This window comes from Arthrobacter sp. RT-1 (genome assembly GCF_003367205.1).
GTDB lineage: Bacteria > Actinomycetota > Actinomycetes > Actinomycetales > Micrococcaceae > Arthrobacter.
In genome coordinates this window covers 178,360-191,707 of sequence record NZ_QRGQ01000003.1, presented here as the reverse complement: position 1 = coordinate 191,707, position 13,348 = coordinate 178,360, and the positions used below count along the sequence as shown (strand labels likewise).

The 13,348-nt window shown below is 67.2% G+C and carries 12 protein-coding genes; 7 read left to right on the top strand and 5 right to left on the bottom strand.

All coding sequences use genetic code 11. From position 1 onward, the window contains the following. Positions 1 to 42 precede the first annotated feature (42 nt). Both lipA and DXK94_RS04930 read left to right on the top strand, forming a co-directional pair. Positions 43 to 1,056 carry a lipoyl synthase gene (lipA, locus tag DXK94_RS04935; RefSeq protein WP_115524093.1) on the top strand — a complete coding sequence of 338 codons (1,014 nt, stop codon included), beginning with the start codon at positions 43 to 45 and terminating at the stop codon, positions 1,054 to 1,056. A gap of 130 nt (positions 1,057 to 1,186) precedes the next feature. Then, a complete protein-coding gene (locus DXK94_RS04930) occupies positions 1,187 to 2,491 on the top strand; it encodes an MFS transporter (protein WP_115524092.1) in 1,305 nt (434 codons plus the stop codon). A 58-nt stretch (positions 2,492 to 2,549) separates the two neighbouring features. Here DXK94_RS04930 and DXK94_RS04925 read toward each other — a convergent pair whose 3' ends face one another. The 3 genes from DXK94_RS04925 to DXK94_RS04915 form a co-directional block, all read right to left on the bottom strand. Continuing rightward, positions 2,550 to 4,895: a glycoside hydrolase family 65 protein gene (locus tag DXK94_RS04925; RefSeq protein ID WP_115524091.1), complete on the bottom strand. Its 2,346-nt coding sequence runs from the start codon at positions 4,893 to 4,895 to the stop codon at positions 2,550 to 2,552. 132 nt (positions 4,896 to 5,027) lie between these two features. After that, the gene (locus DXK94_RS04920) at positions 5,028 to 5,762 is read right to left on the bottom strand and encodes an HAD family phosphatase (RefSeq protein ID WP_115524090.1); all 735 of its coding nucleotides are present in this window, start codon (positions 5,760 to 5,762) and stop codon (positions 5,028 to 5,030) included. A 430-nt stretch (positions 5,763 to 6,192) separates the two neighbouring features. Continuing rightward, a complete protein-coding gene (locus DXK94_RS04915) occupies positions 6,193 to 6,810 on the bottom strand; it encodes an alpha/beta hydrolase (protein WP_115524089.1) in 618 nt (205 codons plus the stop codon). A gap of 232 nt (positions 6,811 to 7,042) precedes the next feature. Between DXK94_RS04915 and DXK94_RS04910 the strand changes: the two genes are divergently transcribed. The 5 genes from DXK94_RS04910 to DXK94_RS04890 all read left to right on the top strand — a co-directional run bounded on the left by DXK94_RS04910 (position 7,043) and on the right by DXK94_RS04890 (position 11,765). Next, on the top strand, positions 7,043 to 7,300 hold the full coding sequence (locus DXK94_RS04910; RefSeq protein WP_079598619.1) for a DUF6458 family protein: 258 nt from the start codon (positions 7,043 to 7,045) through the stop codon (positions 7,298 to 7,300). Between the two features lie 274 nt (positions 7,301 to 7,574). Beyond that, positions 7,575 to 8,381, top strand: coding sequence for a DeoR/GlpR family DNA-binding transcription regulator (locus tag DXK94_RS04905; RefSeq protein WP_115524088.1), 807 nt, complete (start codon positions 7,575 to 7,577; stop codon positions 8,379 to 8,381). Next, a complete protein-coding gene (locus tag DXK94_RS04900) occupies positions 8,378 to 9,358 on the top strand; it encodes a 1-phosphofructokinase family hexose kinase (RefSeq protein ID WP_115524087.1) in 981 nt (326 codons plus the stop codon). The genes DXK94_RS04905 and DXK94_RS04900 overlap by 4 nt, the downstream gene beginning before the upstream one ends. A 2-nt stretch (positions 9,359 to 9,360) precedes the next feature. Further along, positions 9,361 to 11,427, top strand: a complete 2,067-nt coding sequence (locus DXK94_RS04895; RefSeq protein ID WP_115524086.1) for a fructose-specific PTS transporter subunit EIIC — start codon at positions 9,361 to 9,363, stop codon at positions 11,425 to 11,427. Positions 11,428 to 11,486: 59 nt separating this feature from the next. Next, the gene (locus DXK94_RS04890) at positions 11,487 to 11,765 is read left to right on the top strand and encodes an HPr family phosphocarrier protein (RefSeq protein WP_079598623.1); all 279 of its coding nucleotides are present in this window, start codon (positions 11,487 to 11,489) and stop codon (positions 11,763 to 11,765) included. A gap of 122 nt (positions 11,766 to 11,887) precedes the next feature. Here DXK94_RS04890 and DXK94_RS04885 read toward each other — a convergent pair whose 3' ends face one another. Together DXK94_RS04885 and DXK94_RS04880 are read right to left on the bottom strand one after the other, a co-directional pair. Then, the gene (locus DXK94_RS04885) at positions 11,888 to 12,319 is read right to left on the bottom strand and encodes an SRPBCC domain-containing protein (RefSeq protein ID WP_115524085.1); all 432 of its coding nucleotides are present in this window, start codon (positions 12,317 to 12,319) and stop codon (positions 11,888 to 11,890) included. Then, complete coding sequence (locus tag DXK94_RS04880; protein ID WP_079598625.1) at positions 12,319 to 13,164, bottom strand: class I SAM-dependent methyltransferase; 846 nt, start codon at positions 13,162 to 13,164, stop codon at positions 12,319 to 12,321. The genes DXK94_RS04885 and DXK94_RS04880 overlap by 1 nt, the downstream gene beginning before the upstream one ends. Between the last annotated feature and the right edge of the window lie 184 nt (positions 13,165 to 13,348).

Below are 13,348 nucleotides of genomic sequence, written 5' to 3'. Positions count from 1 at the left end.
CAGCCGGAGCACAACAACCCCGCACGAACAAAGGAAACAACCATGACACTGGCACCTGAAGGCCGGAAGATGCTGCGGATCGAGCAGCGCAATGCGGCCACCCCGGTGGAGCGCAAGCCGGACTGGATCAAGGCCAAGGTCCAGATGGGCCCGGAGTTCGTCGGGCTGAAAAACCTGGTGAAAAAGGAAGGCCTGCACACCGTCTGCGAAGAAGCCGGCTGCCCCAACATCTTCGAATGCTGGGAAGACAAGGAAGCCACCTTCCTGATCGGCGGCTCCGAATGCACCCGCCGCTGCGACTTCTGCCAGATCGACACCGGCAAACCCTCCCCCGTGGACCGGTTCGAACCCACCAAGGTGGCCCGCTCCGTCCAGGCCATGCAGCTGCGCTACGCCACGGTCACCGGTGTGGCCCGCGATGACCTCGAAGACGAAGGCGTCTGGCTCTACGCCGAAACCGTCCGCAAAATCCACGAACTGAACCCCGGCACCGGCGTCGAACTGCTCATCCCGGACTTCTCCGGCAAACCCGAGCACATCGCCGCGATCTGCGACTCCAAGCCCGAAGTGTTCGCGCACAACGTCGAAACCGTGCCCCGGATCTTCAAGCGGATCCGCCCGGCGTTCCGCTACGACCGGTCCCTGGACGTCATCACCCAGGGCCGGAACCTGGGAATGGTCACCAAATCCAACCTGATCCTGGGCATGGGCGAAACCCGCGAGGAAATCTCCGAAGCCCTCCGCGACCTGCACGCCGCCGGCTGCGACCTGATCACCATCACCCAGTACCTGCGCCCCTCCGAACGCCACCTTCCCGTGGACCGCTGGGTCAAACCCCAGGAATTCGTGGACCTCCAGCAGGAAGCGGACGAGATCGGCTTCCTCGGCGTCATGTCCGGGCCCCTGGTCCGCTCCTCCTACCGCGCCGGCCGGCTCTGGGCCACCGCGATGCGCAAAAAAGGCCGCGACATCCCCGCCGCCCTCGCCCACATCGCCGACGGCATCCAGGACTCCGGCACCACCCGCCAGGAAGCCAGCACCCTCCTCGCGGGCTAAGACGAAGCAACGCGGGGTCAGAACAGGCCCAAAGAACGGCGGATAGTGGGCCGGGAGTGACCCCGGGTTGCCTTAGGAGGGAAGCATTGGGCCGGTCCCCGGCTATGGTCCAGAGCCTAGAATTAACCCCATGCCCGCCCCCAAAGCCCTGCGCCCCTTTGCCCACCGTGAGTACCGGGTCCTGATCGCAGCGCTGGCCATCTCCATCTTCGGCTCGGGCATGTGGGCCGTGGCCATGGTCTACCAGGTAATCCACCTGGGCGGTGGACCGCTTGAACTCTCCATGGTGGCGGCCGCCGGCAGTATCGGCCTGGTGGCGTTCGTCCTGGCCGGCGGCATCGCAGCCGACCGGATCCCGCAGCGCCGGCTGATCATCGCCGTCGAAGGCGCGAACCTGGCCGTCATCGCAACCATCAGCGGACTGGCGATAACCGGGTGGCTGCAGCTGTGGCATGTTGCGGCGGGCGCGTTCGTCCTGGGCGTCGGCGCCGCCTTCTTCTTCCCCGCCTACTCGGCCATCCTGCCGCGCATCCTCCCCGCCGAGGACCTGCTGGCAGCCAACGGCATGGAAGGCACCATGCGGCCGGTCCTCCAGCAGGCGGCAGGCCCTGCCGTGGCGGGCATCCTGGTGGCCGCCCTCTCGCCCTCGCATGCGGTGACGGGTGTGGCCATGTGCCACCTGCTGGCGTTCATCGTGCTGAACTTCCTGGGCCGCCACACCCTGGCCACGCAGCACGGCGGGCATGAACAGAGCCCCGGGGAGCACCGGAAACAGTCGTTCTTGAATGACCTTCGCGAGGGCGTCAGCTACACACTGCGCACGCCGTGGCTGCTGTGGACCCTGATCTGGGCGTGCATCTCCGTGCTGTTCCTGATCGGCCCCATCGAGGTGCTGCTGCCGTTCGTGGTGCGCGACCAGCTGGGCGGCGACTCCAGCATGTTCGGCTTCCTCCTGGCCGTCATGGGCGTCGGCGCGGCAGCGGGCTCCCTCGTCACGGCCTCCCTTCGGCTGCCGCGGCGCTACCTCACGGTGATGATGGTGTCCTGGGGAATCGGCAGTATGCCGCTGGCCGCCGTCGGCCTCATGGACAACTTCTGGGTCATGGCGGCAGCCCTGTTTGTGTGGGGCGTGACCGGCAGCGTGGGCATGGTCATCTGGGGCACGCTGCTCCAGCGGCGCGTTCCGCCCCACCTGCTGGGCCGGGTCTCCAGCCTGGATTTCTTCGTGTCGCTCGCCCTGATGCCGGTGTCCATGGCCCTGGCCGGCCCTGCGGCGGAGGTCCTGCCCATTTGGCTGATCTTCCTGCTGGCCGGCGGCGTCTGCCCCGTCATGGCGGTGGTCGCCATGGCCGTGGCACGGATGCCCGACGACGAGCTGGCCCACCCCCTGGACCGGTCACCCGAGGTGGAACGGACGACGGCGGCAGGAGAGTGAGGCGGCGGCCCGCCGCCGCCTCCTCCCCCGCTTAGCCCGCGCTGGGGTGGGCAGCGGCTCAGCTGTGGCCGCGCACCACCGGGATGCTCGCCGTCGGAAGTCCGCTCGGGAAGACCGTGGGCTCCGGTTCAATGACGGGCTCAAGTGCCACCCGGACCGGCTCGGCCCCAACAGCCAGCAGCTGGCCACGGACGTCCACCTCGAGGGTTTCGCCGTCCTGCACCGTCAGGGTCAGCGAGCCGGAATCCAACTGCACCAGCAGCAGCCGGCCCCGGATCTTGAGGTGGAAGGTCAGCCCGTTCCACTCAGCCGGCAGGCGCGGGTCGAAATAGGGAACGGGCCCCTGGTCGCGGAGGCCGGCAAAGCCGCAGACGAGCGAACTCCACACCCCGCCGGTGGAGGCGATGTGCACGCCGTCGATGGTGTTGCCGTGCGTGTCATCAAGGTCGATGAACACGGCATTGGTGAAGTGGTCCAGTGCTTCCTTGGAGTACCCCACCTCCGCGGCCATGATGCCCTGCACGCACGCGGAAAGGGTGGAATCGCCCGTGGTGATGGGGTCGTAGAAGTCGAACGCCCGCTGCTTTTCCTCCGCGGTGAAGTCCTGCCACTGCAGGAACATCGCCAGGACGGTGTCAGCCTGCTTGAGGACCTGGTGGCGGTAGATCACCAGCGGGTGGAAGTGCAGCAGCAGTGGGTATTTGGACCGTGGTGTGGTCCAGTCCCAGGCCTCCAGGGTCATGAAGTCGTTGTCCTGGGAGTGGACCTGCATGCGGTCATCGAACGGCAGCTGCATCAGGTTGGCCGCGGCCTCCCACAGCTGCCGTTCTTCCTGGCTGACGCCGGCATGCTCCAGGGCGGCAGCGGCGCGGAGGTTAAACCGGGCCATGACGTTGGTGTAGAGGTTGTCGTTGACCACGGCGGTGTACTCGTCCGGGCCGGTGACGCCATGGATATGGAAGAGCCCGTCCTTGCCGAAGAAGCCCAGCGAAATCCACATGCGTGCGGTTTCGATCAGCAGTTCGGCGCCCATCCCGTCACGGAACGCGGTGTCCCCGGTAGCCCAGAGGTACCTGTTGGTGGCGAAGGCGATCGCTGCGGCAATGTGGAACTGTGCCGTGCCGGCTGCATAGTAAGCGCTGGCCTCCAGCCCGTTGATGGTGCGCCAGGGGAACAGTGCGCCGTCCACGCTGAGCTCCTTGGCACGGATCTTGGCCTCGGGAAGCATGCCGTGGCGGAACTCCAGGACCTGGCGGGCGCCTTCCGGGTTGGTGTAGGTCATGTACGGCAGGAGGTAGACCTCCTGGTCCCAGAAGTAGTGGCCCTCGTAGCCGGAGCCCGTGACACCCTTGGCGGGGATGCCGGCCACACCGGCACGTGCAGTGGCCTGGGCCAGCTGGAACAGGTTCCAGCGGATGGCCTGCTGCAGTTCCGGTCCGCCGCCGTCAACCACAATGTCCGAGGTTGCCCAGTAGTCGCGGAAATGCGCTGCACTCTCGGCGAAAATGTCCTGCACTGACCGCAGGCCTGCCTCGGCCACCTCGGCCGCGTCGATCGCGGCGTCCTGGATTGCCGGCCCGGCCGCATAGCTGACGCTCTTCTCCAGCGTGAAGGGTTCGTCCGCGCTGACGGCCAGCACGTAGCGGACGCTGCTGTCGTCCTGGTCCACCTGGGTGTCGAACGGCTGGTAGCCGGCCGAGGTCCAGTGGTCCACGGCGATGCCCACGCGCTGCTTCGATTCGGCAGCTTCCCAGGCCAGGCGCAGCGAGCCGTCGCCGCCGTCGAGCCGCAGCGGCAGCAGCACCCGGCCGGCGTGGCGGCCGGCCCGGCGCGGATCGTGGACGGAGTGGTCCTCCACCGGCTGGTCCTGGCGGTTGATGACGGATGACGTCACGTCCAGCGCGACGTCGCGGTCGGCGGCCACCTGGAGCGAAATACCCAGGCTGCCGCGGGAGGCGAAGCCCAGGGCCCTGCGTTCCGTGGTGGTCACGGTGGCGCCGGAGCGGCACTGCCAGGTGATCCGGCACTCGTAGGTTCCGGTGGCGAAATCAACGGAGCGGCGGTAGTCCAGCACCTCGGATTCGGCAAGGCTAAGGGTCTCGCCGTCAATGATCACCGTGAAGTTGTTGGCGTCCGGGATGTACAGGATGCGCTGGCCCGTCCTGGCGAAACCAAAAGCGTTCTCGGCGTGCTTGATGTCCCAGATCTCGTGCAGGCCGTTGATGAAGCTGCCCGGCAGGTCGGAGTCGGCGGCAGCCCAGTGGGCACCGCGGATGCCCAGGTGCCCGTTGCCCAGGGAAAAAAGCGTCTCCAGGGTCCCGGCGTCACCCGGCTCGTGGCGTGTTTCCACAAGCTGCCAAGGGGTGTTCGGGAACCGCTCGCGGTCCGCGGTGATGATGGCCATGGTGTTGGGATCCTTAGGCGTGTGCTGTACAACCGGCACGGCCGGCACAGGGTATTCGTAGGGAGGGAGGTGCTTGGATTGGCGCTGCCGGGGGTAGCAGCCGGTGCCGCCCGGGGGAAGGCGGCGGGCGGGCTACGGCAGGAGTTCCTGGAGGTCGTTGACCACCAGGGTTGCCCCGGCGTCCAGGAGGGTTTGCCGTCCGGCGCCACGGTCCACTCCGATGACGGAATAGAACGATCCGGCCTGGCCGGCCTGCACGCCGGACACGGCATCCTCCACCACTACGCACTCCTCGCTGGGCAACTCCAGCAACCGGGCGGCATAGTCGTAGGTGGCCGGGCTGGGTTTTCCGGGCAGCCCTTCCTTCGCAGCCACCACACCGTCCACCACGACTGCGAAGTGGCGGCTGAGGCCTGCAGCTTCAAGGACCGCGGGGGCGTTGCGGGAGGAGGAGACGACGGCGACCTTCAGGCCGCGGTCCAGCGCGGCTTTGAGGAAACGCACTGAGCCCTCGAACGGCTCCACGCCGGCGCTCACGATGTCGTTAAAGATCCGGTTTTTCCGGTTGCCCAGCCCCTGGACCGTGGAGTTCGCGGGGTCGTCATCCAAAGGGCCTTCGGGAAGCACGATTCCGCGGGACGCCAGGAAGTCGCGGACACCGTCGAACCGCGGTTTGCCGTCGATGTGGTCGAAGTAGTCGCTTTCGCTGTAGCCGGGCACCTGGGGCTGTGAGGCAAGGTAGCCCTCAAACAGTTCCTGCCATGCCTGCTCATGCACGGTTGCAGTGGGTGTGAGGACTCCATCAAGGTCGAACAGGATGGCGGAAGCCCCGGTCCAGGCGGCGGTCTCGGTTACGGGTGCAGTCATCAGCAGTACGTTGTCCTTTCAGACGGCGGGCAGCCGTGAAGACGGGTTGGTGGTCTAAGTGTTGGCTTCGGTGCCCGGGTGATCTGCACGTGCGGCGGGCGGCTGCCGGCGAAAGACGCTGTGGCGCGCGGGGGCCTGCTGATCAAGATACTTCTTCCATGATGGGGCTGTTGGCACCACGGAACAACCCGGCGGGCAAGGTCCGCCCGGCTGGTGTCGTGCAGGAGCGTGCCCGCAGTGGGGCGGCCTGTGCGGGTGTTGCGGCCGCTGCATGGTGCCTGCATGTCACTGGCCTCCTCGTCCGCCCAGTTCAGGGCCGCGCTGTTACGGCCGAAGATGAGTGTAAGCGCTTACAAATTTGGCTGGCAACTGTTTTTTTAACCCGCCGGATTGGCGCGCCAATGTGACGGAAATCTCGGGTCGAGTAGTCCTAGCGCAGGGCGTAGTGCTTGAGGAACGCACTGACGTCCACCATCTCGGCCTTGGACATGGCATGCCCCATGCCAGGGTAGGTCCGGGCGGTCAGGAGGGTGTTCTTCTCAAGCCAGTCAGCGGTGTGGGCGATGGCGTCCTCATTGATCACCAGGTCCGCCTTGTCGCGGCCCCAGAAGAACGGCGGCTTGGGATCAAATGAGTCGGTCAGCGCCAGGAGCTCGTTGTCCAGGACGAAGCCGGACAGCCCCACCACTGCCTTGTACTCCCGCGGGTGCAGCCGCAGGAGCGTGCTCGCCATGGCCATCCCCTGCGAATATCCCATCAGGCTGACACTGGTGTGCTGGCCCCTGACCGACCTGATCCAGCCGTGAACCTTGCTGGTGATGGTGATGACGTCGGCGAAATCGTTGGCCAGGAAGTAGTCCAGCAGGAACCAGCCATAGTGGTCGCCGATGGGCATCGGTGCCCTCAGCGCGGCAAAGGTGAATTCCGCGGGCAGGTAGTCGAAGAGGCGGACCATGCGGGACTCGTCAGTGCCGTAACCGTGCATCATCACCAGCAAGGGAGTTCCTGCGCGCTGGTCCTCCGGCTTGGACCACACAACTGTTTCCATCCGCCCAGCCTAGCGACGCCGCTGAAGCCCGGGGGCAAACCCCTGCGCCACTGCTTTCCCTCCTGCACCAGGCTTTCCGCCGCCGGAGCACCCGCGCGGGTCATTGAATCCGGCAACTCCGGGCTGTAGCGTGGCGCCTAACAGCAGCATGCTGAGCAGTTGATACGCAGGCAAGACCGTTCCAACAATGCCCTACCGGCGCCGCACTTTCCGGCCTATGAAGGAGCACGTTATGAGAATCGGATCGTCAATCTTCCTCATCGCCCTGGGCGCCATCCTCGCCTGGGCTGTAGCGCCAGGACTTATCCCCTTCGTGGACCAGGTCCTGGTGGGCTACATCCTGATGGCCGTGGGCGTTATCGGGCTCATCGCCTCACTCATTCTCGCCTCCCCGGGCCGCAGCAGGCGCGTCAGCGAAACCCGCTCCGTGGTGGACCCCAACACTGGCGAGCGCATCACGCGCAACGAAAGCAGGGACGGCGGAATCTAGCCGGGCCGGAAGCGCCGGGAGAGCGCTGCAGGAGTGACCAGGCACGACGTGCCCCCCAAGCCCGAAAGCCGGGCCGGACCACCATGGTCCGGCCCGGCTTTTCGCTTGCTCCACCAGCGCGGTCAGCACTCCCGAATCAGCGGCATTTTGTTTCGTGTGGGTTTCCATTGACAAACCAACAGAATCAAAGATAAAGTCAAGTAACTCAACATCATGTGATGCCAGTCACGCCGAGTAGCCACCGCAATCCCAGCCACTACGCAACGGAGGGTACGTGTTCGCCGAGGAGCGCCAGCAAAAGATTGCCGAGCTTGTTGCCGGCAGCGGCCGGGTCAGCGTGACCCTCCTGGCCGAGCGCTTCCGGATCACCACCGAAACCGTCCGCCGGGACCTCGCCACCCTCGAAAACGCCGGAACCGTCCGCCGGGTCCATGGCGGCGCCGTTGCGGCCGACCGCTTCAGCACCACCGAGGAAAGCGTCAACGAGCGCGCCATCCAGCGGCCCGACCAAAAGATCCGGATCGCCGAGGCCGCCCTGGCGCTCATCCCACGCAACTCCCCCGGCAGCGTCCTGATCGACGGCGGCACCACCACGGAAGTCCTGGCGGACATGCTCGCCCGGCGCACCGCCGTCGAACATTCCGATGGTGCCGGGCCACGGCCCGAACTGGTGGCCATCACCCATGCCGTGCCCATCGCCGGGAAGCTCTCCAGTGTTCCCGGGATTGCCCTGCACATCCTGGGCGGCCGGGTCCGCGGCATCACCCAGGTAGCCGTGGGCCAGGCAACGGTCGACGCCGCGGGAAGAATCCGCCCGGACATCGCCTTCGTGGGAACCAACGGCATCCACGCAGGCTTCGGCCTCAGCACCCCCGATCCTGAAGAAGCCGCCGTCAAGGCAGCCTTCGTCCAATCGGCACGCCGCATTGTGGTGCTGGCCGATTCCACCAAGCTGGACACGGAAACCCTGGTCCAGTTCGCCTCCCTGAAAGATCTGGACACCTTGATTACAGACAGCGAACCCGGACCTGAACTTGCAGCCGCCCTGGAAGAGGCCGGCGTCGATGTGGTGATCGCATGATCGTCACCTTCACGGCCAACCCCAGCCTGGACCGCACCGTCGCCCTTCCCGGGCCCCTCGAACGCGGTGAGGTGCAGCGCGCCGTCTCCGTCAGCCAGGAATCCGGCGGCAAGGGCGTCAACGTCTCCCGCGCCCTGGTGGCCTCCGGCCTGGAGTCGGTGGCGGTCCTTCCCGGTGCCGACAGCGATCCGGTCCTCGCCGGCCTCCGCCAGAGCGCGGTGCCCTTCGTCTCCCTGCCCATCGGCGAGCCGCTGCGGACCAACGTTGCGCTCACCGAGCCCGGCGGCGTGACCACCAAGATCAACGAGCCGGGCCCCCTGCTGGACGAAAACCAGCAGGAAGCCCTGATCAAGCTGCTGCTGGAAAGCTCCCGCGGCGCCAGCTGGGTGGTCATGGCCGGCTCCCTGCCGCCGGGCTTCCCCGCAGATTTCTACGCAACGGCGGCCCAGCGCCTCCGTTCCTCCGCAGACGGCGCCGCCCCGCGCATCGCCGTCGACTCATCCGGACAGCCGCTCGCCGCCGCCCTCACTGGCGGGGCGGCCGGCATGCCGGACCTCCTGAAGCCCAACGCCGAAGAACTGGCAGAACTGGCCGCCGCGGCCGGCTTTGCCCCGGCCACCGCTGACGAACTGGAAGCGGACCCGGCGGCTGCAGCGGCAGCCGCCGCCGCCGTCGTACGTACCGGTGTGGGTGCTGTGCTGGCAACTCTCGGATCCAAGGGAGCTGTGCTGGTAACTGCCGACGGCGCGTGGCTGGCCACGCATCCGCCGGTCGCCGCGGTCAGTACGGTGGGCGCGGGCGACTCCGCGCTGGCCGGTTATCTGCTCGCCCACGGCCAGGGCGCCGCCCCGGCCGACTGCCTTCGCCAGGCAGTGGCCCACGGTGCCGCTGCCGCCTCCCTGCCCGGTTCCACCGTTCCGGCAGTTCACCAAACCACCCCGGATGCCGTAACCATCACGGCCCTTCGAAAGGATTGACAGTGACTCAGCTCATCACCACGGAACTGGTCGAGCTCGACCAGAACCTGGGCAACGCGCCCGAGGCGGTGATCCGGCATCTGGCAAGCAAGGTAGCTGCCGCCGGACGCGCAACAGAGGTTGAAGGCCTCTTCGCCGACGCCTTCGCCCGCGAACAGAAAACCGCCACAGGCATCCCCGGCGGCATTGCCATCCCGCACTGCCGCTCGGCCGCCGTCACGGAGCCCACCCTGGCCATGGCCCGCCTGGACCCGAAGGTGGACTTCGGCGCCAAGGACGGCCCCGCCGACCTCATCTTCTTCATCGCCGCCCCGGACGGAGCGGACCAGGCGCACCTGAAGCTGCTCTCCAAGCTGGCCCGCTCCCTGATCAAAAAGGACTTCACCGCAGCCCTGCGCGCCGCGTCCTCCCGGGAGGAAATCGTCGAGCTGGTGGACGGCGCCCTCGCCGACAAGCCGGCCGCCCATGCTGCCGCCGCCCCGGCGGACGCAGCTGGATCGCTGAACGCGACCGGCCAGTCCGGGGCTTCGGCAGTGGCAGGTGCGGGCGCAGGTGCAGCGGCTGGTTCCTCCGGCCCCAGGCGCCTCGTTGCCGTGACGGCCTGCCCCACGGGCATCGCCCACACCTACATGGCAGCCGATTCCCTGGTGGCCGCGGCACAGGAAGCCGGCGTTGACCTGCAGGTGGAAACGCAGGGCTCCTCCGGCGCCAAGCCGCTGGACCCCGCCGTGATCGCTGCCGCGGACGCCGTGATCTTCGCGGTGGACGTGGACGTGCGCGGCAAGGAGCGCTTCGCCGGCAAGCCGGTCATCAACGCCCCCGTAAAGCGCGGCATTGACGAGCCCGCCAAGATGGTCCAGGAAGCACTGGCTGCGGCTGACAACCCGAACGCCCGCCGCGTCCCGCACTTCGGTGCCGAGGAACAGGCCGAGCACGACGCCGAGGAAAAGGGCGAGCACATCGGCCAGAAGCTGAAGCGGGCACTCCTCACCGGCGTCAGCTACATGATTCCGTTCGTCGCCGGCGGCGGCCTGCTGATCGCCCTCGGCTTCCTGCTGGGTGGCTACGACATCACCGAAGTCGCGGACACGGTGGTTGTAGAGAACAACTTTGGCAACCTGCCCGAAGGTGGCCTGACCACCTATCTTGGCGCAGTGCTGTTCAAGATCGGCGCGCTGTCCATGGGATTCCTGGTCCCTGCACTGGCCGGCTACATCGCCTACGCCATTGCTGACCGGCCCGGCATCGCACCCGGTTTCGTTGCCGGTGCAGTCTCCGGCTTCATGGGTGCCGGCTTCCTCGGCGGCATCGTCGGCGGCCTGCTCGCCGGCTACATGGCCCACCTGATCGGGACCTGGCAGGTGCCGCGCTGGCTCCGCGGCCTGATGCCCGTGGTGATCATCCCGCTGCTCGCTTCCATCTTTGCCTCCGGCCTGATGTTCCTGGTCCTCGGCGGCCCCATCGCAGGCCTGACGCTGGCCCTCAACGGCTGGCTGTCCGGCATGACCGGCGCGTCCGCCGTCGTCCTGGGCATCATCCTCGGCCTCATGATGTGCTTTGACCTCGGTGGCCCGGTCAACAAGGTGGCTTACGCCTTTGCGGTGGCCGGCCTGAGCGCCGGCAGCGCCGACAACCAGGCGCCGTGGCAGATCATGGCAACCGTCATGGCTGCCGGCATGGTTCCGCCGCTGGCCATGGCCCTGGCCACGGTCCTGGACAAGAAACTCTTCAGCCTCGCCGAGCGCGAAAACGGCAAGGCGGCCTGGCTGCTGGGTGCGTCCTTCATCTCCGAAGGCGCCATCCCGTTCGCCGCGGCCGACCCGCTGCGCGTCATCCCTGCCAGCATGGTGGGCGGTGCCCTCACCGGCGCACTGTGCATGGCCTTCAACGTCACGTCGCAGGCACCCCACGGCGGCCTCTTCGTCTTCTTCGCCATCGGCAACCTGCTGATGTTCGTGATCTCGATCATCGCCGGAACCATCGTCAGCGCCCTGGCCGTGGTGGCCCTCAAACGCTGGGCAGCCCCCAAGACCGCTGCTACGGTGGAAACCGTTCCAGCAACGGTCTGATCCGGCCACTACCCATCCGGCGCTGAAGCACAGCAAGCCGAAAGACAAAAGGAGCAACAATGCCAGAACGCACCGCAACCGTCGCCAGCCGCGTGGGCCTGCACGCCCGCCCCGCCGCCATCTTTGCCGAGGCAGCCGGAGAGTTCGACCTGGACATCACCATCGCCCGTGAAGGCGAGCCGGCCGACGAGGCCATGGATGCCGCCAGCATCCTCTCCCTCATGAGCCTGGGCGCCTCCCACGGCGACGTGGTGGTCCTCCGCGCCGAAGGCGACGGCGCTGACACCGCGCTGGACCGCCTGGTCCAGATCCTGGAAACGGATCACGACGCCGAGTAGCAGCACCGCGTTGTGACAGCAGCGTGCCGGCGGCCGCCGTCGCTCGTGTCCCCCAGGGGATGCGCCCGACGGCGGCCGCCGCTTTTAATCCCGCCGCGTCAATCCCGCCGCGCCCGGGCAGGTCAGCCGCGCTCGGCGATCTTCTTGACGTCCGCCACGAGCATGTCCCACATGCCCTGGGCATGGGCGGCCGCCTCTTCGGTGGAGTTGTTGTCCTGGCTCAGGGTGAGCCTGGTGGCGCCGCCCTGGTCCTCGAGGGTCCAGGTCAGGGTGTGGTAGTTTTCCGGCTTGTCGTCTTCGCCGCCGAGCGGGCTGAAGTGGGTATGGACAAGCCTTTGGCCGGGCTCCACCTCGAGGATGTAGCCCTTGTCCTCATAGGCCTTGCCCTCCCACTCGCCGCGCCACACCATCGGTCCGCCAACAGTCCAGTCCGTCACCAGGTCCGCGCCGAACATAAACTCCTTGACGGCCCCCGGGTCGGTAATGACGTCCCAAACATGGCTCGCCGGAGCGTCGATCACGGTGGACGACGTTGCCACATGGTTTCCCGGCATTATCCCGCCTTCTTCGCGGTGAACAGCAGGTACTCCCACTCCATCTGGAACGGCGAATCGCCGTGCGCGTCCCCGAAGGAATCAGCCAGCTCCGTGAGGGCCTGATCCAGTGCTTTGACCTTGTCCGGGTCCTCGCCGATGAACTTGTACACCGAGATGGTGGGTCCGTAGTGGGACTTGAAATAGCGGACAAAATCGGCCGGTTGATGGAAGCTGCGGACCGCCAGCGTCTGCTTGCGTGCCTTGGCCTCGGTAACCCTGTCCCCCAGCAGTTCCCGGACGTGCTCCTCGCTCCCCCACAACGGTGCGGGCTGGGCACCGGGCGGGGGCGGCGGGGCGAAGGGCTTCATGGTGGCGAACATCTTGCCGATGAACCCTTCCGGGGTCCAGCTCAGGAGGCCGATGGTGCCGCCGGGTTTGCAGACCCGGACCAGTTCGTCGGCAGCAGCCTGGTGGTGTGGCGCGAACATGACGCCGAGGCAGGACATCACGACGTCGAACCCGGCCTCGCCGAACGGCAGGGCCTCGGCATCCGCCTCCTGCCAGTCCAGGCTCACTCCCCGGTTTGCGGCCTCGCGGCGCCCGGCCTCGAAAAGCTCGGGCGTGAGGTCGCTGGCCACCACCTTGGCGCCCATCATCGCCGCCGGAATTGCCGCGTTACCGGAGCCGGCTGCCACGTCCAGCACACGGTGGCGGGACGTGATTCCGCAGGCTTCCACCAGGATGGCGCCCAGTTCCAGCAGCATCTCGTCCGCCAAGGCCGGGTAGTCCCCGGACGCCCACATGGCCCGGTGCTTCTGCTTCAGCGCCCGGTCCGCCTCCGCCGTATCCGTCTGATCGTTCATGGTCCGCGCTCCTTTACTGGCCGCTCAGGTGTCAGCACGCTGTGGGCACAGCGGAGGCTGCGATGCGACTCATTGTGGACGCGCAGTAGCCCGCTGTAAAGATCGCACTGCTTCCAGGGCTGACCCAGGTGGATCGGGGGCTCGTCGGGCAGTCCCCTTCTGGTCCCGCGCGCGTGCTGCCCGG